The following is a 20,308-nucleotide window of genomic DNA, read 5'->3' as shown; positions in this document are numbered from 1 at the left end:
TGATAACCATGACGCGAACCTTCGCTCCTTTCGCCGTGACCGCTTTGTTTTTGCTGGCGGCCACGCCGGCTCCGGCGCAGACCGCGCCGGACGCCGGCCAGATTCTGCAACAGAGCCGCGAGCCCCGCGATACGCCGCCGGCGCCGTCCGTGGATCTGCGGCTCGATGGCCAGCCGCTCACCGAAGGGCAAGCCGGTGGCGCCACCGTGACCCTGAAGGGGATCACCCTGGACGGGAATACCGTGTTCAGTGATGAACGGCTTCGCCGGGTGGTGGCGGATTCCATCGGTGACGCCCTGGACCTGGCCGGGCTGCAGGCGCTGGCCAACCGGCTCAGCCGTTTCTATCGGGACCAGGGTTACCCCTTTGCCCTGGTGTTGTTGCCGCCGCAGGACCTGAGCGGCGGCAACCTGAGGCTACGGGTGGTCGAGGGGCGCTATGACCGCGCGCACACCAGTGGCCCGGAGCCGTTGGCCAGCGCCCTGCAGCCCTGGCTGGCGCCGTTGAAGCCCGGCGCGCCCATTGCCTCGGCGCCACTGTCACGCCGGCTGTTGCTGATCGGCGATCTGCCCGGCGTCGGCATTGAGCCGGTGATGCGCCCGGGGCGCCGGCCTGGTACTGGCGAGCTGGAGGTGCTGGTGCGGCCCACCGACCGGGTCACGGGGCTGATCGGGGCCGACAACCATGGCAACCGCTTTTCCGGCGAGTATCGAGGCCGCGCCGGGGTGGCGGTGAACCGCTTGCTTACCGTGGGCGACCGGCTCGACGTAAGCGCGCTCTACACCAGCGAGGACACCTGGCTGGGCAGCCTCGCTTATGCCCTGCCACTGGGCACCAGTGGCCTGAGCGGTGAGCTCAGCTATGCCCGCAACGACTACACCCTCGGCAAGGGTTTCGAAGGCTACACCGGCCAGGCCGATGTCTATGCCGCCCGCCTGCGCTACCCGCTGCTGCGCGGCCAGCAAAGCAATCTGACTCTGTTCGGCGGGCTGCGCTACAAGGAGTTGGAGGACGACATCGATCTGTTCGACTACCGCAAGGCCACCGACAGCCGGTCCCTGCCGGTGGGGCTCAACTTCGACGCCCGCGACGGCCTGGGCCTGGGCGGCATCACCTGGGGCCGGCTGACCCTGACCCCGGGGCGGATTGAGATTGATCAGAGCGTCCTGGGTGATCGCGACTACGGCTTCACAACCGTTGCCCTGGACGTGTCACGACGGCAGGCGCTGGGTAACGGCTTCGATCTTTATGCGCGCTTCAATGGCCAGTGGGCCGACCGCGATGACCTGGATGGCTCGGAGAGCTTCTACCTGGGCGGGCCGGACGCGGTGCGCGCCTACCCGGTGGGCGAGGGCTCGGACGCACGGGGCTGGCTGACCCAGCTGGAACTGCGTTACCGGGTCGGACGGGGCGCGGCGCCGTTCATCTTCTTCGACAGCGGGCGGACCCCCAACGGGGGCGTGGATGAAGGCGAGGAGCGGGCCGTGTCCGGCGCTGGCGTGGGCCTGCGCTACGCGCGCGGCGGCCTGGACCTGTCGCTGGCCGGCGCCTGGAAGACCCACGGTGGGGACGCCCAGTCCGACGATGATCAGCGCGACCCGCAACTGTGGGCGAACCTTGGCTACCGATTCTGAGCAAGCAGTGCTCGAACGGTGATCGCGGCTGAAGCCGCTCCTACGAAAATAGGACGCGGTAGGAGCGGCTTCAGCCGCGATCAACGCCTTTCTTTAATCTCGCCGAGCGTGAATCGGCGTACGGCACTCAAGCCAATACTGGCAACACGGATATCCGGGTATTTTACGAGGGGGTTTTCATGACTACTTTCACTTTGCGGCGCACGTCGCTGGCCTTGGCGGTGTGCTCCGTCGTTCTCTGCGCGCCGGCGGGCGCCGCTTCCCTGCTCGATGACGCCGCCCCGGCCCGGGATCTTTACACCGCCCCGGAAGGCTACCGCATCACCGGTTTCGACGTCAGCGCGCTGCCTGACGGTCGCTTTGCGGTGGTATGGTTGGAGCTCGACGACAGTGAGGATATGGATTACGTGAAGCTGGCCCGGTTCGACGCCCAGGGCGACCCGGTCGGCGATACCGTGACGGTGCAGGAGCAGAACCTTTATATGCGTGAGCCAGCGGTGGCCGCCGCTGCCGATGGCGACCTGGTGGTGGCTTGGAACTCGTCTGACAAACTCGTTGATCGTGGCTGCACTTCGGTGCGTTACAAGCAGGTGAGCCATGAGGACACGGTCTCGGAGGGTCGCTCTCTTCCCCATGGCTCCAATAGCCGGCAGTGCTATGGGCGCGTTGCTATGAACGGGGAGGGTGTTTTCGTACTCGGCTGGTACGACGAACCTTCCGAAGGGCGGGACATGTACCTGGCCCAGGCGTTCAATGCTGATGGCACCGCGACCACGACATCGCCGATCCAGGTAGGCGGAGCCATTCCGGACGTGGTTTTGCCGCCGGCGCTGACGATCAAGGGAGACACTTTCACCATGGCTTGGCCGGGGGGCGAGGATGGGCTCTCAAAGGTGCGCGCGCGACGGTACAACGTGAACGGTGTTTCGTTGGATGCCGAGGGTTTCCGGCTGGATAACGAAGAGCAGAGCGGGGACGTCGTTTATCAGAGTCAGCCGGCCCTGGCTGTTGGCGAGGACGGTGATTTCGTGGGGGTTTGGCGTCAGGTGGGGTTCGATGGTGACGGCAACTATGAGAGCCTCCAGCTTGGCCACCATTGGGCAGCGGATGGTACCGCCGGTGCGGCGCTGGCGGTCGGTCAAGACCCTATGTCCGGGGGGGAAGTCGGAGGGAGCGAGATGTCCGTCGCCACCAACGGCGAAGGCCTGATACTGGTCGGTTGGGTTGCTCAGTACGAGCGCTCCGAGGGCCGGGTTGCCGCCTTTCAGGGTCAGGAGCGGTTGGGTGATGGCCCGGTGACTGTGTTCGCCGCTGGCCCGGACACTAGTTTTTTCTCTAGCACCACTCGGGTAGCGGTAAGCGGCCGTGCCGCCACGGCAGTGTGGTATCAGCAGGAATCCGGGGAAAACGCCGTAATCCGTGCGCGTTCGTTCACGGTGCCGGCCCCCGCCGAGGCCCCGGCGCCGGCCGGTGACGATAACGGCGGCGGTGGAAGCAGCGGCGGCGCCAGCGGTCCACTGGCCCTGCTCGGGCTCGGCCTGCTGGCCCTGCGTCGCCGCCTCCGCTAGCCGGCGATAGCGGCCGTAGGAGCGGCTTTAGCCGCGATACAGGCTGAAGGGGACGCCTCAAGGCACAAGCCACAAGCGAAAGCACCTCCGGAAAGGTTTGGAGGTGGATGGCTCTGGGAGCTTCTTCCCGGGCGGACCGGAAACGGGGTGCGTCTGCCCGGTGGGCAAGGGAGCGGACGCACGCGGTTGGCTGTACCAGCTGCAAGTACGTTATGGTGCCATGGGGCCCGGTGCTTACCGGCGCCGGGAAGACCGATGGCGGGGACGCACGGTCGGCGCTCCGTTTCAGACGCGATCAGGGGGGCGTCGATCTGGTCGAGCTTCAGTCGATCCGCTGGATCCAGGCCAACCTTGGCAATAATTAAATTATATCTCGGTATTTTCGAAGGGGATTTTCATGACTGCTTTCTCTTTGCGGCGCACGCCGCTGGCCGTGGCGGTGTGTTCCGCCGTTCTGTGTGCCCCGGTGGGCGCGGATGACCTGTTTGATGACATCGCCCCGGCCCGGGACCTGTACACCGCCGGCGCGGGTTATGTTCTCCACGGCTTCGACGTTGCCGCTCTTCCCGATGGCCACTTCGCGGTGGTGTGGGAGGAGACCAACGACAGCGACGACATGGATTATGTGAGGCTGGCCCGCTTCGATGCGGAGGGTGACCCGGTCGGCGATATCGTGACCGTGGCGGAGGACATGTACACCAGCTTGCCACTGCGGGACCCGGTGGTGGCCGCCGACGCCAGCGGCGATATGGTGGTGGCCTGGAATGTGGAGGAAGTAACCTACGACCGCGATTGCTTTGGGGTGCATTACAAGCGTGTCAGCCGTGAGGATGTGGTCTCCGAGGAAAGCTATCTTAACTATGAAAATTCCGGCCGTGAATGCCATGTACGCGTCGCCATGAACGATCAGGGTGCCTTCGTACTGGGCTGGTACGCCACCGGTTACCAAGTGCCGCCGCGTTACATGGCCAGTACATTCAATGCCGATGGCACCGCGATCAGCTCATCGCCCGTCCTCGTGAATGACGTTTTCGATGGGATCATTCTGCCGCCGGCGCTGACAATGCAGGGAGACACCTTCACCCTGGCCTGGACCGGGCCGCAGGGGAGACTTCTGGCGCAACGGTACAACGTGAATGGCACCGCGTTGGCCGACTCTTTCCGGCTGGATAACGACGAGTACAGTGGGCCAAGCGTTAGCCAGGCCTATCCGGCCCTGGCCGGTGACGAAGAGGGTGGTTTCGTTGGGTTCTGGTATCAGGCCGAACCCGACGGCGAAGACGGCGCGGACTACCATCAGCTCGGCCATCGCTGGGCCGCGGACGGCACCGCCGTCGCCGCGCTGGAAGCCGGGGATGACCCGGTTAGAGGGGTGGCTGGCGAGCTGGCCCCGATATCCGTGGCCACGGACGGCGACGGCCTGATCCTGGCGGGCTGGAGTTTTGTGAATATCGACGCCGACCCCATGCGCCAGGAAAGCCGGGTGGCCGCCTTCAGGGATGGCCAGCGGCTGGGCGACGGACCGGTGACCGTGGCCACCACCGGTGAGGACACCGAGGTTTACTCGGACCTCACCCGGGTGGTGATCAGCGGCGACACCGCCACGGTGCTGTGGTACCAACAGGAATCCGGGGAAAACGCCGTAATCCGCGCGCGCTCGGTCAAGGTGTCGGAACCCGCCGCCGAGGCCCCGGCGCCGGGCGGCGACGATAACGGCGGCGGTGGAAGCAGCGGCGGCGCCAGCGGTCCGCTGGTCCTGCTCGGACTCGGCCTGCTGGCCCTGCGTCGCCGCCTCCGCTAGCCGGCCATAGCGGCCGCAGGAGCGGCTTCAGCCGCGATACAGGATGCAGGATACAGTTTGAAGGGATGGCACCGAGCCCGCCCCTGTATCCTGCATCCTGAACCCCGCACCCCGGTCTCCGGACCGCTAATCGAACAGAATCACCTGCCGGATCGCCTCGCCCTTGGCCAGCCGCTCGAACCCTTCGTTGATCTCGTCGAGCTTGAGCCGGTGGGTGAGCAGCTTGTCCACCGGCAGGCGGCCGGCCTGGTACAGGGCGATGTACTCGGGGATGTCCAGCGCCGGCACGTGGCCGCCCAGGTAGGAGCCCAGGAAGCGGCGCTCCTCGGCGACCATCTGCACCGGGCTCAGGGCCAGCCGGGTGCTGGGGTGGGGCAGGCCGGCGGTGACCGTGCTGCCGCCTTTGCCGGTGGCGGCGAAGGCGAATTCCAGAGCCGGGCCGACGCCGGCGAATTCGGCGGCGATGTCCACGCCGCCACCGCTGATCGCCTTGACCTGTTCCACCGCGTCCTCGTCCTTGGAGTTGACCACATGGGTGGCGCCCATGGATTTGGCCAGTTCCAGTTTGTCCTCGGCGATGTCGGCGGCGATCACCTGGCGGGCGCCGGCGGCTACAGCGCCCAGCACCGCGGACAGGCCGACGCCGCCCAGGCCCACCACCAGCACTGACTGGCCGGCGCGCAGGCCGGCGGTGTGCACCACCGCGCCCACCCCGGTGAGCACCGCGCAGCCGAACACGGCGGCGATTTCGAACGGCAGATCCTTGGGAATTTTCACCGCCGAGCGGCGGGAGGTGACCGCGTGCTCGGCGAAGCCGGAGACGCCCAGGTGATGGTTCACGGTGGTGTCGCCCTGGTGCAGCCGGTGGCCGCCGCCCAGCAGCACGCCTTCGTTGTTGGCCACCGCGCCGGGGGCGCACAGGGCGGCGCGGCCACCCAGGCAGTAGTCACAGGTGCCGCAGCTGGGCACGAACGAGAACACCACATGGTCGCCTGCTTCCAGGTCGGTGACGCCGGGGCCCACTTCCATGACTTCGCCGGCGGCCTCATGGCCCAGGGCCATGGGCAGCGGCCGGGGCCGGTTGCCGTCGATCACCGACAGGTCCGAGTGGCACAGGCCGGCGGCGCGCACCCGCACCAGGATCTCGCCGTGTTCCGGAGCGTCCAGCTCCACCTCTTCGATTTTCAGCGGTTTGGAGCTGCCGTAGGGGCGCTCGGCGCCCATTTCACGAAGTACTGCCGCGCGGGTTTTCATGGGGTTTCCTCTTCGTTGTTCCGGGGAGAGTTGTCCTGGGAAGATGTGTCCCGGGAATCAATGTCCTTGGTGAAGGTCTGGTCGTTCTCGCCGCTGAAGAAATGGCGGCCATAGATCAGGAAGCACAGCGCCACGCCCACGGCGAACGCCCAGGTGGCACCCTGGGTGGCGAGCACCGCCGCGGTGACCCCGGCGATGCCCAGGTCCCGCTGGCTGCGCGCTTCGAGAATGCCGATGCGCACGCTCACATAGCCCTGGATCAGCAGGGTCAGGGCCAGCGCCACGCCGAGAATCGGCTCCACCAGGCTGACGATGGGCATCAGGATCAGCCCGGTGTTGGTGCCCCAGCGGAACGAACCGGCGCCGCCGAAGATCGAGTCCATCGCCTTGCGACCTTCCTTGAAGCGCTCCACGATCACCACGTGCATGGCCGCCCACAGCGGGCCGCACATGGCCACGTCCGGGCCGATGATGCTCATGGTGGCGTTACGGCCGCCGAAGATCATGTGGGCGCGGTCCGGGTTGTAGTCCACCTTCTCGTCCTGGCGGGATTCGTCCGCTTCCTTGAGCAGCGCCTTGCCCTGCAGCACATCGCCGAACAGCACGATATAGGCGGCCAGCATGGTGGGGATCGCCTGCAGGAACATTTGCGGCGATGGCAGGCCCAGCCCAAACACCGTGTACTCATTCCACAGGGTCATGAAATCCGGTGAGGTAAAACCCCATTCGATGGTGGGCCAGGGGGCCTCGGCGAACAGCGGCGCGATCACGATGGCCAGGGCGATGATCGGAAAAATACCCAGCTTGCCCAGGGTGCCCCAGAAGGCATTGCGCTGCTTCAGCCAGGCGAAGTGGCGGGAAAAAATCAGATAGAAGGCGATGCCGATGGCGATGGAAATGGTCCACGGGAAGCTCTCGAAGCGGCCGCCCACCTTGAACACGGAAATCACCGCGGCGATGCCGGCGCCCATGATGATGCCGGCCTTGATCGCCGGCGGCACCAGCCCCACCACCTTGCGGGACAGCCCGGTGGCGCCCAGCCCGATACAGAACAGGCCCAGCAGTAACTGGAAGGCGATCAGCGCGTGCACCCGTTCCGGGCCCTCCGGAAAGGTTTCGCAGTAGACGATCAGCAGCGGGATCGCCGGCGTGATCCAGCCGGGCACCACCGGGTCACCGAGCAGGTGGTGGGTGAGATAGAGCAGACCGTTGAGCAGCACCACCGCCAGCGCCGCCTCGAAGGGCATGCCGAGCAGTTCGGTCATCAGCGGAATGGCGGCCAGGTCCACCGCGCACATCAACAGGCCCTGAAAATAGTCGGGCCATTCAAAGCGGTAATGCAGGAAGGGCAGACGGACCTTGAACGGACCCAGCGGCCAGTAGCGGGTCTCGCCGTCCGCGCGGCGGTAATCTCTCATTGTGCTTCCCCGAGTCAAAACAGCGTTTTGAATTACTTTAGAGGTCCGGTGGGCCGGGTCAACCGTTGATGTCTCAGGGATTGATCACGCCGTGCAGGTAGCGGGCGATCATCGCCAGACACATCAGCACGATCAGCGGCCGGATCAGGCGGTGGCCGCCGCGCAGTACCGCGTGGGCGCCCAGCCAGGCGCCCAGCAGCTGGCCGAGGATCATGGTGGCGCCCACGGCCCACAGCACCTTGCCGCCGATCACGAACAGCGTCAGCGAGGCGATGTTGCTGGCGAAATTGAACGCCTTGGCGTGGGCGGTGGCGGTAATCAGCTCGCGGCCGCGCAGCGCCACCTCCGCCAGCGAAAAGAACGAACCGGTGCCGGGGCCGAAAAAGCCGTCGTAGAAGCCGATGACCGGTACCACGGTGCGGTCGTAGAGCGCGCCGCCCAGGCGCGGCGCCCGTTCCACCCGGCCGGCCCCCGGCATCAGCAGGAAATACAGGGCGATCAGGCCCAGCACCACCGGCACCAGCACCTGCAGGGCGTCGGTGTGAACCACCTGTACCACCACCGTGCCCACGGCACTGCCGGCCAGTGCCCACAGAAAGGGGCGCCGCACCGCCGCCGGTGAGAAGCGGCGCAGGCGCAGCAGGGTAAAGGTGGCCATGCCGGAACCGAAGGTGCCCTGCAGCTTGTTGGTGGCCAGGGCCTGCACCGGCGGCAGGCCGGCCAGCAGCAGCCCGGGCAGGGTGAGCAGCCCGCCGCCGCCGGCCAGGGTGTCGATAAAGCCCGCCAGCAGCGCCAGGCCGCCAAGCATCAAAAGGGTGGCGAGTTCCAGTTCCAAAGCTGTGTCCTGAGCCTGAGCAAGAAAGCGGTTAAAGAGTGTAAAGCAGTGAAGCGTCCACGGCGTCATCCGCCGTAGCATGGGGTCCTATTACCGTCAGGATTCAAGGAGGATCCCATGCGTTATTCCCTGGCCCTGCTGGCCACCGGCACCTTGCTGCTGGCCGCCTGCCAACCCCCGGACGATGACCAGAGCAAAGACAAAACTTCCGGCGACGGCGCGCCGATCCAGGAAAGCCAGCCCGGCGAGCGGGTTGGCGGCGACGACAGCGGCCAGCCCCAGGCCACCGTGGACACCGCCGGCGCGCCTTCCGCCCAGGACCGGCAGCCGGCACCGAAGGGTAAGACAGCCACCTACAAGAGCGACGAATACGGCGTGGCGGTGACCTTCCCCCGTAATCTGAAGGTGATCAACAGCCGCGCCGGGAGCATTAGCCGCACCGACCCGGACTTTAACGGCAGTGACCGGCAGAGCCAGACCAGCGGTGACCAAGGCGGCTGGAAAGCGTTCGCCGGCAAGGACGAAGACGGCAAGCGGCTGCTGACCCTCAAGGTACCTGATCAGCAGGCCCGTTTTCAGCTCGGCGTCAGCCGCTCCACCCAGGGCCTGAGCCATTGCAAGGACCAGCCCACCGGTGCCGCCGGGGACACGGAGACATCGCGCACCATCGACGGTGTGCCGTTCCGTCGTTACGAGGTCACCGAAACCGGCGAGAACGGCTACCGCCTGTTGCAGAGCTACCGGGCTACTTACGGAGAAGCCTGCTACGCCATCGACCTGATCGCCAGCGGCGAGGGCGACGCCGGTGACAGCGAGGCGCGGAAGCAGGCGCTGGAAGATCTGCAGACGGTGATCGACGGTATCCGCTTCACGGAATAACCGGGGCTTTCAAACCGGGGCTTTGAACAAGGAGGGCAACCCATGCGTGGCGTTACCGCGACCCTGATGCTGACGGCCCTGGCCGGGCTGAGCGGCTGTGACGCCCCTTCGGCCAGCGGCGGTGGCGGCTATAGCACCGCGGTGCAATCCGGCGCGCCGGAGGGGCGCTACGAGAACGTGGAATACGGCATCGCCGTGGACTACTCGAAGGACCAGGTGACCCGTGTGGACGGGCCGGCCAAGGGCTATTTCGAGGAGGGCGGCTGGCGCGTGGGCGTGGGGCCGGACCAGCCCGGCCACGCCCTGCTGGTATTACGCTTGAAGGATTCCAATGAGATCCGCGCCGGCGAGTTGCGGCTGGGTGCCAGCCGTGACCCGGAGGTGCTGGCCGGTTGCACCGAGCCGGACCCCTGGGCGCGGCCGGACAGCGTCGGCGAGGCAAGCCTGGACGGGGTGGCCTTCACCACCTTCCAGGGCGGCGACGCGGCCATGAACCACAGCCGCCGGGTGCACGCCTGGCGGGCGTTGCACGACGGTGCCTGCTATGCCATCGACCTGGTGGTGCAGGGCAGCAACGGCCAGGTCTACGACCCGCCCCGGGAAGCGCCGTTCAGCGAAACCCGGGCGTTCAACGACCTCAGCGCGCTCCTTGAAGGGGTGCATTTTTTCGACCGCACCACCCGCTACTGAACGCGCCGCCGGTTACCGCGCGGCGTGCTCTTCCTTGACCCGGAACCAGGCGGCGTACAGCGCCGGCAGGAACAGCAGGGTCAGGGCGGTGGCCACGATCAGCCCGCCCATGATCGCCACCGCCATGGGGCCGAAGAAGTCACTGCGTGACAGCGGAATCATGGCCAGCACCGCGGTCAGGGCGGTGAGCACGATGGGCCGGAAGCGCCGCACCGTGGACTCGATAATGGCGTCCCAGCGGCTCAGCCCCTGGGCAATGTCCTGCTGAATCTGGTCCACCAGAATCACCGAGTTGCGCATGATCATGCCGGCCAGGGCAATGGTGCCGAGCATGGCCACGAAGCCGAACGGCTGGCGGAACAGCAGCAGGAACACGGTGACGCCGATCAGCCCCAGCGGCGCGGTCAGGAACACCATGGTGGTCAGCGAGAAACTGCGCAGTTGCAGCATCAGCAGGGTCAGCACCACCAGGATGAACAGCGGCATGCCGGCGTTCACCGACGCCTGCCCGCGGGCGGATTCCTCCACGGTGCCGCCCACCGCCAGCAAATAGCCCGGCGGCAGGTTGGCGCGGATGGCGTCGAACTGGGGCCAAATGCGGTTCACCAGGGTGGCGGGCTGATCATCGCCGTAGATGTCCGCGCGCACCGTCACCGTGGGCAGCCGGTTGCGGTGCCAGATCACCCCTTCCTCGAAGCCGTATTCCAAAGTGGCGATCTGATTGAGCGGCACGCTGCGTCCCGTCTCGGTCTGCACCGCCAGGTTACCCAACTGGCCCAGGGCGTGGCGCTCGCGGCTGTCGCCGCGCACCTCCACGTCGATCAGCTCGTTGTCTTCCCGGTACTGGCTCACCGCCACCCCGGACAGGGAGCTTTGCAGCGCCCGCGACAGGTCGGCGCTGTTCACGCCCAGCGCCCGGGCCCGGGCCTGGTCGATTTCCAGACGCACCACCTTGCTGGGCTCCTCCCAATCCAGGTGCACATTGGTCACCTCCGGATTCTCGCGCACCTTGGCGGCCACCTGGCGGGCGATGGCGCGCACCTCGGGAATATGTTCGCCGGACACCCGGAACTGGATCGGGTAGCCCACCGGCGGGCCGTTCTCCAGCCGTGAAACGCGGCTGCGCAGGGAGGGAAATTCCTTGGCCAGGGTATCGATCAGCCAGGTGCGTACTTGTTCGCGCTCTTCGATGTTGCGCGTCAGCACCACGAACTGGGCGAAGCTGGGGGTGGGCAATTGCTGATCCAGCGGCAGATAGAACCGGGGCGAACCGGAGCCCACATAGGCCACGTAATTTTCGATCTTGTCGTTGCCGGCGATCATCTTCTCCAGGCGCAGGGCCTGTTCCTCGGTGGCGGTGAGCGAGGCGCCCTCATGCAGCTTCAGATCGACCATCAGTTCGAGACGCGCCGACGGCGGGAAGAACTGTTGGGGCACCAGCCGGAACAGGGCCAGTGACGCCATGAATAACACCACGGTGAGCACGATCACCGTCTTGCGGTGGCGCACGCACCACAGCACCAGTCGCCGGAAGCGGCGGTAGAAAGGCTTCTGGTAAGGGTCATGCACCTGGCCGCTGTCATCGCGGCGGGCCAGGTTGGGCAGCAGCTTGTCGCCCAGGTAGGGCACGAACACCACCGCCGTGACCCAGGACACCAGCAACGACAAGGTAACCACCTGGAAGATCGAGCGGGTGTACTCGCCGGTGCCGGATTCCGCCGTGGCGATGGGCAAAAAGCCGGCGGCGGTGATCAGGGTGCCGGTGAGCATGGGGAAGGCGGTGCTGGTCCAGGCGAAGCCGGCGGCCTTGATACGGCTCAGCCCCTGCTCCATTTTGATCGCCATCATTTCCACGGCGATGATGGCGTCGTCCACCATCAGGCCCAGGGCCAGCACCAGCGCGCCCAGGGAAATCTTGTGCAGGCCGATGTGGAAGTAGTGCATCAGCGCGAAGGTCATGGCCAGCACCAGCGGAATCGACAGTGCCACCACCAGGCCGGTGCGCGCGCCCAGGGAGAAGAAGCTCACCAGCAGCACGATGGCCAGGGCCTCGATCAGCACCTGCACGAATTCGCCCACGCCCTGTTCCACCGCCGCCGGTTGGTCGGATACCTTACGCAGCTCCAGGCCGGCGGGCAGGGTGTTCTGCAGCCGCTTGAATTCCGCGTCCAGGTGCTCGCCCAGGGCGAGAATGTCACCGCCTTCCTTCATGGACACCGCCAGACCGATGGCGTCCTCGCCCATGAAGCGCATGCGCGGTTGCGGCGGATCACTGAAGCCCCGGTAAACCTGGGCGATGTCACCGAGCCGCAGGGTGCGGCCGTCGGCGCGAATCGGAAAAGCACGGATCTCCTCCACCGATTCAAACTGGCCGCTGACCCGCAGCCGTACCCGGTCGCTGGGGGTTTCGAAAAAACCGGCCTCGGCCTTGGCGTTCTGCGACTGCAGGGCCTGCTGCACGGCGCCCATGGGAATGCCCAGGGAGGCCAGCTTGGTGTTGGAGATTTCCACCCAGATTTTTTCGTCCTGCAGACCCAGCAGCTCCACCTTGCCCACGTCCTTGACCCGTTGCAGGGCCAGCTGCAGGCGGTCGGCGTAGTCCTTCATCACCGCGTAGTCGAAGCCGGGACCGGTGAGCGCGTAGATATTGCCGAAGGTGGTGCCGAACTCGTCATTGAAGAACGGCCCCTGCACGTCCCGGGGCAGGGTATGGCGGATATCGCCGATTTTCTTGCGCACCTGGTACCACAACTCCGGAATATCCCGGGAGTGCATATTGTCCCGGGCCACGAACAGCACCTGGGACTGGCCCGGCCGCGAGAACGACACGATGCGGTCGTAGTCGCCGGTCTCCATCAGCTTCTTTTCGATGCGCTCGGTGACCTGCCGTGACACTTCCTTGGCGCTGGCGCCGGGCCACACCGTGTTCACCACCATTACCTTGAAGGTGAACGGCGGGTCCTCGCTCTGGCCCAGCTGGGTGTAGGAAAGCGCCCCCAGCGCGCCGAGCACGATCATCGCGTAGAGCACCAGGGTGCGGTTGCGCAGGGCCCATTCGGAGAGGTTGAAGCGCATCGCTTACTCCCCGCCCTTCTGGTTCAACCGCACCGGCCGGTTCTGGCGGTCCACCGGTCGTATCTTCTGCCCCTCGCGCAGCACCTGGGTGCCGGCGGCCACCACCCAGGCGTCGGCGGCCAGGCCGCCCAGCACCGGCACGCGCTCGGCATGGTAGGCGCCGGTCTTCACCGGCGTTTTGGTCAGGGTCAGATCGTCCGGGTTCACCACCCATACATAGGGGTTGCCGTCGTCGGCGGTGACCGCCGCCAGCGGCAGGCTCAGGGTGTCCGCGCCATTGGCGCCGTGCACCAGCACCCGGGCACTTTGCCCCAGGTCCGCGCCCACCGCCTGATTGTCGAACGCCACCCGGGCCTCGAAGGTACGTGACGCCGGGTCCGCCGCCGGCGCCAGCTCGCGGATACGGCCGGGGAAGGTGTCGCCGGGCCGGGACCACAACTCGATGGTGACTTCATCGCCCACCTTGAAGCGGTCCATGTCCTGCTCGGGCAGGTCGATGCGCACCTCCCGGTCGCCGTCCACCGCCAGCACGAACACGGTCTGCCCGGCCGCCACCACCTGGCCGGCTTCCGCCAGGCGCCGGGCGATGACGCCGTTGTCCGGTGCCTCCAGCACCGCGTAGCCGGCCTGGTTGCGGGCCACGTCCATCTGCGCGCGGGCCTGCTCCAACTGGGCCTCGGCGGCCTGGAAGCGGCTGCGCACAGCGTCGAACTGGGAGCCGCTCACCACGCCCCGCTCCAGCAGGGGGCGGTAGCGGTCCAGCTCGCTGGCGGCCAGCTGGTGGTCGGCGCGGGCGGAGGCCAGCCGTGCCCGGGCGGCGTCCAGCTCCAGGCCCACGTCCGCGGCGTTCAGTTCCGCCAGCGGCTGACCCTTCTTCACCCGGTCACCCACGGTCACCAGCCGGCGACTGATCTTGCCGGCGATGCGGAACGCCAGCTCCGGCTCATAGCGGGCACGGACCTCGCCGGGAAAGATGTCCATCAGGGCTTCGGCGCCGCCGGGCTGCACCACCAGGGCCGGGCGTGGTGCCGCCTCCTCGGGTGTTTCCGGTGGCGAACAGGCGGCCACGAAAAGCGCCAAGGGCAGCAGAATGAGCAGCGGAAAGCGGAACATGTAAACCCCCATAAAAAATGGCCGGGAGCCATTTTCAACGTCGCGCAAGCGACGGCCCGGCAGGATGACCGCCAGGGATGGCAGGTCATAAAAAATACGCCGATAGCGTATCGGCAATGCTATACTGGCCGGTATAGTAATTTTATTGAACTTACCGGTCCAGTATTTAATAGGCCATCGGGAGCACTATGTCCAACAACGACGCCCAGACGGGTCTGCGCGGCAGGCCCAAGGACCCGGCCAAACGCCGGGCGATTCTGGATGCCGCCAAGACCCTGTTCCTTTCCCAGGGTTTCTCGGGGACCAGCATGGACGCGGTAGCCGCCGAAGCCGGAGTTTCCAAACTCACGGTCTACAGCCATTTTTCCGATAAAGGCAACCTGTTCGCCGCCGCCGTGGAGGCCAAGTGCGAAGAGTCCATGCCGTTTCCGATTTTCTCCCTGGACGATCCCGCCGAACTGCCGGCGGTGCTGGAGCGCATCGGCCGGTCCTTCATGGATCTGATCAACAGCGAAGAGGCGATCAGCCTGGAACGGCTGATGAACAGCCTGGCCACCCAGGAACCGGAGATGGCGCGGCTGTTCTTCGAAGGTGGCCCGGCCAAAACCCTGCATGAGATGGAACGGCTGCTGGCCAAGGCCCGGGACCTGAACCTGGTGGCCATCAGCGACACCGCCGCCGCCAGCGAGTTGTTTTTCGGCATGCTGCAAAGCTGCCGCCACATGCAGGTGCTGATCGGCTGCGCGCAGCCGCCGGACCGGGCCGAAGCCGAGCGGCATGTGCGCGAGGTGGTGCGCGTGTTCCTGAAAGGCTACGCCCCCTGATAATCCTGCTTTTTTCCATGGCGGGAACCGGCTAGGCTGCGGGCTGCTCAACTTGTGCGATGTCGGCCATGCTGCAGGAATTTCTTCAACACTTTGGTTACGCCGCCCTGTTCCTCGGCACTTTCTTCGAGGGCGAGGCGGTGTTGGTGCTGGCCGGCTTTCTGGCGTTCCAGGGCTATCTGCGGCTGGACCTGGTGATGCTGGTGGCGTTCCTCGGCGCCTGGGCCGGCGACCAGCTCTGGTATCTGCTCGGTCGCCGCTACGGCCGTGGCCTGCTGGCGCGCAAGCCGCGCTGGGAGCAGGTCGGCGAGAAGGCCCTGGCGCGGCTGCGCCGTCACCCGGACCTGTGGGTGCTCGGCTTCCGCTTTGTCTACGGCCTGCGCACGGTGATGCCGGTGGCGATCGGCGTATCCGGTTACCCGCCCGGCCGGTTTCTGCTGTTCAACGGATTGGGCGCGGCGATCTGGGCTTCGGTGCTGGGCGCCGCCGCCTACCATTTCGGCAATCTGCTGGAAGCGGTGCTCGGCGAAGTGAAGCGCTACGAGCTTTACGTGCTGGGCGGCCTGCTGCTGGCGGCGGCGCTGTTATGGCTGTGGCGCCGCTGGCGTCAGCGGCCCTAGGGCCTGTTCACACTACTTGCATCACGCCTGCTGGGTGTCATTTTGGTCTCCAGCCAGGCGGAGGGAGCGCGGTTTGGTCATTCCAAATAAGCGACCGACAACGACGCTGGAGGCCACAACAGGCGTAATGCAAGTAGTGTGAACAGGCCCTAAGCCGGGTCCGAAAACGGCGAGTGCGCGGCGGGCTACGGCGCTATCATGCGGGCATGTTCGATGACGATGTTTGCTACCGCGCCCTGAGCGCCCGGGACCCCCGCTTCGACGGCCACTTCTATGTGGCGGTCTCCTCCACCGGTATTTATTGCCGGCCGGTGTGCCCGGCACGCCGGCCCCGGCGGGCCAACTGTGCCTTTTATCCCAGCGCCGCCGCCGCCGAGGCCCAGGGCTACCGGCCCTGCCTGCGGTGCCGCCCGGAGCTGGCGCCGGGGCTGGCCAGCGTGGACGCCCGCCAGCGGCTGGCGCGGGCCGCCGCCGTGGCCCTGGAACAGGGTTTGCCGGATAAGGGGCTGGCCGGGCTGGCCGCCACCCTGGGCGTCACCGACCGGCACCTGCGGCGCGTGTTCCGGCGCGAGTACGGGGTCACGCCGGTGGCCTATGCGCAAACCCGCCGCCTGCTGCTGGCCAAGCAGTTGCTCACCGAAACCCGCTTGCCGGTCACCGAGGTGGCGCTGGCCGCCGGCTTTGGCAGCCTGCGCCGCTTCAACGCCCTGTTCCGCCAGCGCTATCGAATGAAACCCTCCGACCTGCGCCGCCCCGGCGGCACCGGTGACCGGGACAGCTTTACCCTGCAACTGGCCTACCGGCCGCCCTACGACTGGCCGGCGCTGCGGGATTTTCTAGGCCAGCGTGCCATCGCCGGGGTGGAAAGCGTGGAGGCGGGCGTCTACCGGCGCACCGTGATGCTGTGGCGGGACGGGCATTGCCATCGGGGTTGGCTGGCGGTGGCGCCGGTGAGCGGCCAGCAGCGGCTGGCGGTGACCTTGTCCGCCTCCCTGGCCGGCGTGGTGCCGCAGGTGCTGACGCGCCTGCGCCGGCTGTTTGATCTGGACTGCCAGCCCTCGGAGGTGGCCGCCGCCCTGGGGTCGCTGGCGGACGCTCACCCGGGCCTGCGGGTGCCCGGCGCCTTTGACGGTTTCGAGGCGGCGGTGCGCGCGGTGCTGGGTCAGCAGATCACGGTGCGCGCCGCCCAGACCCTGGCCGGGCGGGTGGCGGCGGCCCTGGGCGAACCGTTGGATACGCCGTTCGCCGCCCTTACCCACACCTTTCCGGACGCCGCCCGGGTGGCCGCCACCGATGCGGATACCCTGGGCGGGCTGGGCATTCTGCGCAGCCGGGTGGGCGCCATCCGCGCCCTGGCCAGCGCCTGTGACCGGGGCGATCTGGTGCTGGCGCCGGGGGCGCCGGTGGAGGACACCCTGGCGGCGCTGAAGGCGCTGCCGGGCATCGGCGACTGGACCGCCCATTACCTGGCGATGCGCGCTCTGTGCTGGCCGGATGCCTTCCCGGCCGCCGACTATGGCGTGCTCAAGGCACTCGGGGAGCGGTCACCGGCGCGGGCCCGGCAGCGCGCCGAGGGCTGGCGGCCCTGGCGCGCCTATGCGGTGATGGCGCTGTGGCGGAGCCTGGCGGTGGAAAGTCAGGCGGAAGGAAGTCAGTCGGCGCAGGGCAACGGTGATCGGGCGCGCTGATGGCGGCGGCTGTAGGCGCTGAGCAGCACGCCGATCACCATCGCCACGCAGCTCAGGGCGAACACCAGCCGAAAGCCGTCCCGCCACTCGATCAGTGGCCCGGCCAGGGCCGGCCCCAGTAACTGCCCCACCGCGTAGAACAGGGTCACGAAACTCACCGCCACCGGCGCCCGGTGGGCCGGCACCGTCTCCGTGGAGGCGGCCAGCACGGTGGAGAACATGCCCGCCGCGCACAGGCCCATCAGCAGGAAATGGGCGCCGAACGCCCAGGTCACCGGATGCAGCACCGGAATCACCGTGGCCAGCAGCGACAGCCCCATGGACAGCATCAGGCCGTTGGCATAGCCCAGACGGTCCGCCAGCCAGCCCCAGGCCGGCCCGGCGAACACCGACAGCATGCCCATGGCGGACACCAGGTGCCCGGCGGTGCGCGGCGGGGTGTCGGCGGCCAGGGCGTAGCTGTACATGAAGGTGCTTTGCACGATGAAGGTGAGCCCCAGCACGCCGTACACCAGCCCCACGATCACCACATGGGGATTGCGGAAGATCGGCGCGTCCGGTTCGCCCAGGGCGGCGGCGGTGTCCGCCGCCAGAGGGCGGGGCGGATTGCGCAGAAACAGCGCCACCAGCACGCTCACCAGCACGCCGCCGGCGGCGAACAGCAGCCACACCTGGCGCCAGCCGTCGCCGCCGGCTTCGGTGAGCGGCGGCGCCAGGGCACCGATCAATAACATGCCGATGCCCACGCCACTGTTGACCAGGCCGATCACCGCGCCGCGCCGGTGCGGGTAGGTATTGGCCAGCAACGAGATCAGCGGCGTATAGCCGAAGGCGGTTCCCATGCCCAGCAACACCATCAGCATCAGCGAGACGCTGTAGCGGGTGGACTGGCTGAGGCCCAGGAAGCCGGCGATCACCAGCACCAGGCCCACCATCACCGAGGTTTTGCCGCCGAAGCGGGCGGCGAACACGCCGGCCACCATCACCAGCAACAGATAACCCAGGGCGTTGGCGGTGCTCAGATTGGCGGCCTGGCTGTAGCTGAGCTGCAGCCCCTCGCGCATGGCCGGCAATACCAGGCCATAGCTGAGGCGGGCGAACACCAGCAGCACCACGATGCAGGCGGCGCCGGTGGAGACCATCAGAAAAAACGGCGGGCGACGGGCGAGAAAACGCATGGCGGGGTAGGCCCTTTTTTGTTGTTCGTTGGTATGCTCCAGCTCCTGAGTGTACCCCCGCTCCCGCCACGGGCATACCCAAAGGTATGTGGAAAAATTCCCGGATTCCACGCTCGCCTCCGCGCCCCGGCTGCTATGCTGTGGCGCCCTGTTCGCGCTATGGAGCCCCTTCCCATGGAACATCCCCGTCCCGGTCGTTACCGGCATTTCAAAGGCAACGAATATCAGGTGATCGGCACCGCCACCCACTCGGAAACCGGCGAGGCCCTGGTGGTCTACCGGCCCCTGTATGGCGAGGGCGACCTGTGGGTGCGGCCCCTGGCCATGTTCCAGGAGGCGGTGGTGCGTGACGGCGTGGAGCGGCCCCGCTTTACCTTCGTCGCCGAGCACTGAGCAACGCCGCTTTTCGCCGCTGGCCGCCACCGGCGGGATGCAAATGGAATGAACAGGCCCTAAGATGCCCGTTTTGCGTGAGCCCCCCACCATGTCCGATTCCGTACCCGTTCTGCGACTGCGAAAGAATGAAGAGCGCCGCCTCAAGGCCGGCCATGATTGGATCTATGCCAATGAGGTGGACAGTGGCGAAACGCCGGTGAAAAGCCTGCCCGCCGGCGCCGCCGCGCGGGTCGAGGATGCCCGGGGCAAACCGCTGGGCCGGGCGCTGCTGAGCCCCAATTCGCTGATCGTCGGCCGCCTTTACAGCCGCGACCCGGACCAGGAACCCAGCCGCAGCTTCTTCAAGAAACGCATCGAGCAGGCCCTGGCCCTGCGCGAAACCCTGTTCGACGCCCCCGGCTACCGGCTGGTGCACGGCGAGGCCGACGGCCTGCCCGGACTGGTGGTGGACCGCTACGACGACACCCTGGTGCTGCAGGCCGGTACCGCCGGCATGGAAGCGCACCTGGAGACCGTGGTGTCGGCGCTGGACGCGCTGCTGTCGCCCACCAACATCGTGGTGCGCAATGAAGCCGGCGTCCGCGAACTGGAAGACCTGCCGCTGTACACCCGCGCCCTCAAGGGCGAAGTGCCCGAGTCGGTGACCCTGAGCGAGAACGGTGGCCGCTTCACCGCGCCGCTGCGCGAAGGGCAGAAGACCGGCTGGTTCTTCGATCACCGCAGCGCCCGCGCCCGCATGGCGGGGCTGGCCAAGGACGCCCGGGTGCTGGATGTGTTCGCCTACTGCGGCGGCTGGGGCGTGCAGGCGGCGCTGGCCGGCGCCCGGGAAGTCACCGGCGTGGACAGCTCCGGCCTGGCGCTGGACTACATGCACCGCAACGCGGAACTGAACGGCGTGGGCGACCGCCTGCGCACCCTGGAAGGGGACGCCCAGACCGCCATGAAGGAGTTGATCGCCGACGGCGAGAAATTCGACCTGGTGATTCTTGACCCGCCCGCCTTCATCAAGCGCCGCAAGGACTTCAAGAACGGCCTGGCCGGCTACCACGCCATCAACGAACTGGCGGTGCGGCTGGTGAAGCCCGGCGGCTACCTGATCTCCGCCTCCTGCTCCATGCACCTGCCCGCCGACAAACTGCTGGACGTGATGCGCGCCTCCGCCCGGCACATCGACCGCGCCCTGCAGATCATCGGCCAGGAAGGCCAGGGCCCGGACCACCCGATCCAACCGGCGATGCCGGAAACCGCTTACCTGAAGAGCTGGTTCGGGCGGTTGTTGTTTCGGTTCTGATCCATGCCCGGACGCCTGTTGTAGGGGCGACCTGTAGGAGCGAC

General features: G+C 67.1%; 16 protein-coding genes. 10 read left to right on the top strand and 6 right to left on the bottom strand.

Translation table 11 applies throughout. The annotated features are described in order from the left end of the window. Nucleotides 1-8: 8 nt before the first annotated feature. The 3 genes from FGS76_RS13985 to FGS76_RS13975 all read left to right on the top strand — a co-directional run bounded on the left by FGS76_RS13985 (nt 9) and on the right by FGS76_RS13975 (nt 5,003). Entirely contained in the window at nt 9-1,634 is a 1,626-nt protein-coding gene (locus tag FGS76_RS13985) for a ShlB/FhaC/HecB family hemolysin secretion/activation protein (protein WP_138773281.1), read from the top strand. Between the two features lie 179 nt (nt 1,635-1,813). Next, a complete protein-coding gene (locus FGS76_RS13980) occupies nt 1,814-3,202 on the top strand; it encodes a hypothetical protein (RefSeq protein WP_138773280.1) in 1,389 nt (462 codons plus the stop codon). A gap of 397 nt (nt 3,203-3,599) precedes the next feature. After that, on the top strand, nt 3,600-5,003 hold the full coding sequence (locus FGS76_RS13975; RefSeq protein WP_138773279.1) for a hypothetical protein: 1,404 nt from the start codon (nt 3,600-3,602) through the stop codon (nt 5,001-5,003). Between the two features lie 126 nt (nt 5,004-5,129). On the opposite strand, the gene FGS76_RS13970 is transcribed toward FGS76_RS13975, so the two are convergent. The 3 genes from FGS76_RS13970 to FGS76_RS13960 form a co-directional block, all read right to left on the bottom strand. Then, complete coding sequence (locus FGS76_RS13970) at nt 5,130-6,257, bottom strand: zinc-dependent alcohol dehydrogenase family protein (protein ID WP_138773278.1); 1,128 nt, start codon at nt 6,255-6,257, stop codon at nt 5,130-5,132. Next, complete coding sequence (locus FGS76_RS13965) at nt 6,254-7,675, bottom strand: hypothetical protein (protein WP_138773277.1); 1,422 nt, start codon at nt 7,673-7,675, stop codon at nt 6,254-6,256. Before FGS76_RS13965 ends, FGS76_RS13970 begins: the two co-directional genes overlap by 4 nt. Nucleotides 7,676-7,748: 73 nt before the next feature. Further along, nucleotides 7,749-8,510, bottom strand: a complete 762-nt coding sequence (locus FGS76_RS13960; RefSeq protein WP_205717268.1) for a TSUP family transporter — start codon at nt 8,508-8,510, stop codon at nt 7,749-7,751. A gap of 117 nt (nt 8,511-8,627) precedes the next feature. Here FGS76_RS13960 and FGS76_RS13955 point away from each other — a divergent pair, with 117 nt between their 5' ends. Then, a complete protein-coding gene (locus tag FGS76_RS13955) occupies nt 8,628-9,389 on the top strand; it encodes a hypothetical protein (RefSeq protein WP_138773275.1) in 762 nt (253 codons plus the stop codon). A 42-nt stretch (nt 9,390-9,431) separates the two neighbouring features. After that, nucleotides 9,432-10,079 carry a hypothetical protein gene (locus tag FGS76_RS13950; protein WP_138773274.1) on the top strand — a complete coding sequence of 216 codons (648 nt, stop codon included), beginning with the start codon at nt 9,432-9,434 and terminating at the stop codon, nt 10,077-10,079. A gap of 12 nt (nt 10,080-10,091) precedes the next feature. On the opposite strand, the gene FGS76_RS13945 is transcribed toward FGS76_RS13950, so the two are convergent. Next, nucleotides 10,092-13,154: an efflux RND transporter permease subunit gene (locus tag FGS76_RS13945; protein ID WP_138773273.1), complete on the bottom strand. Its 3,063-nt coding sequence runs from the start codon at nt 13,152-13,154 to the stop codon at nt 10,092-10,094. Between the two features lie 3 nt (nt 13,155-13,157). Beyond that, a complete protein-coding gene (locus tag FGS76_RS13940; RefSeq protein WP_138773272.1) occupies nt 13,158-14,267 on the bottom strand; it encodes an efflux RND transporter periplasmic adaptor subunit in 1,110 nt (369 codons plus the stop codon). 188 nt (nt 14,268-14,455) lie between these two features. On the opposite strand from FGS76_RS13940, the gene FGS76_RS13935 reads away from it, so the two are divergent. The 3 genes from FGS76_RS13935 to alkA all read left to right on the top strand — a co-directional run bounded on the left by FGS76_RS13935 (nt 14,456) and on the right by alkA (nt 17,399). Continuing rightward, nucleotides 14,456-15,091: a TetR/AcrR family transcriptional regulator gene (locus FGS76_RS13935; RefSeq protein ID WP_138773271.1), complete on the top strand. Its 636-nt coding sequence runs from the start codon at nt 14,456-14,458 to the stop codon at nt 15,089-15,091. Nucleotides 15,092-15,159: 68 nt separating this feature from the next. Next, nucleotides 15,160-15,711, top strand: coding sequence for a DedA family protein (locus FGS76_RS13930; RefSeq protein ID WP_138773270.1), 552 nt, complete (start codon nt 15,160-15,162; stop codon nt 15,709-15,711). 206 nt (nt 15,712-15,917) lie between these two features. Next, on the top strand, nt 15,918-17,399 hold the full coding sequence (gene alkA, locus FGS76_RS13925; RefSeq protein ID WP_138773269.1) for a DNA-3-methyladenine glycosylase 2: 1,482 nt from the start codon (nt 15,918-15,920) through the stop codon (nt 17,397-17,399). Here the strand turns inward: alkA and FGS76_RS13920 are convergent. Next, the gene (locus FGS76_RS13920) at nt 17,363-18,577 is read right to left on the bottom strand and encodes an MFS transporter (protein ID WP_138773268.1); all 1,215 of its coding nucleotides are present in this window, start codon (nt 18,575-18,577) and stop codon (nt 17,363-17,365) included. The two genes, alkA and FGS76_RS13920, sit on opposite strands and share 37 nt — an antisense overlap. Nucleotides 18,578-18,751: 174 nt before the next feature. Between FGS76_RS13920 and FGS76_RS13915 the strand changes: the two genes are divergently transcribed. Both FGS76_RS13915 and FGS76_RS13910 read left to right on the top strand, forming a co-directional pair. Next, on the top strand, nt 18,752-18,970 hold the full coding sequence (locus tag FGS76_RS13915; protein ID WP_138773267.1) for a DUF1653 domain-containing protein: 219 nt from the start codon (nt 18,752-18,754) through the stop codon (nt 18,968-18,970). A gap of 91 nt (nt 18,971-19,061) precedes the next feature. Beyond that, a complete protein-coding gene (locus tag FGS76_RS13910; protein ID WP_138773266.1) occupies nt 19,062-20,264 on the top strand; it encodes a class I SAM-dependent rRNA methyltransferase in 1,203 nt (400 codons plus the stop codon). The last annotated feature ends 44 nt before the right edge of the window (nt 20,265-20,308 follow it).

Source organism: Alloalcanivorax gelatiniphagus (genome assembly GCF_005938655.1).
Classification (GTDB): Bacteria; Pseudomonadota; Gammaproteobacteria; order Pseudomonadales; family Alcanivoracaceae; genus Alloalcanivorax; species Alloalcanivorax gelatiniphagus.
The sequence above is the reverse complement of the archived record's forward strand: the minus strand, read 5'-3'. Positions and strand labels throughout refer to the sequence as shown.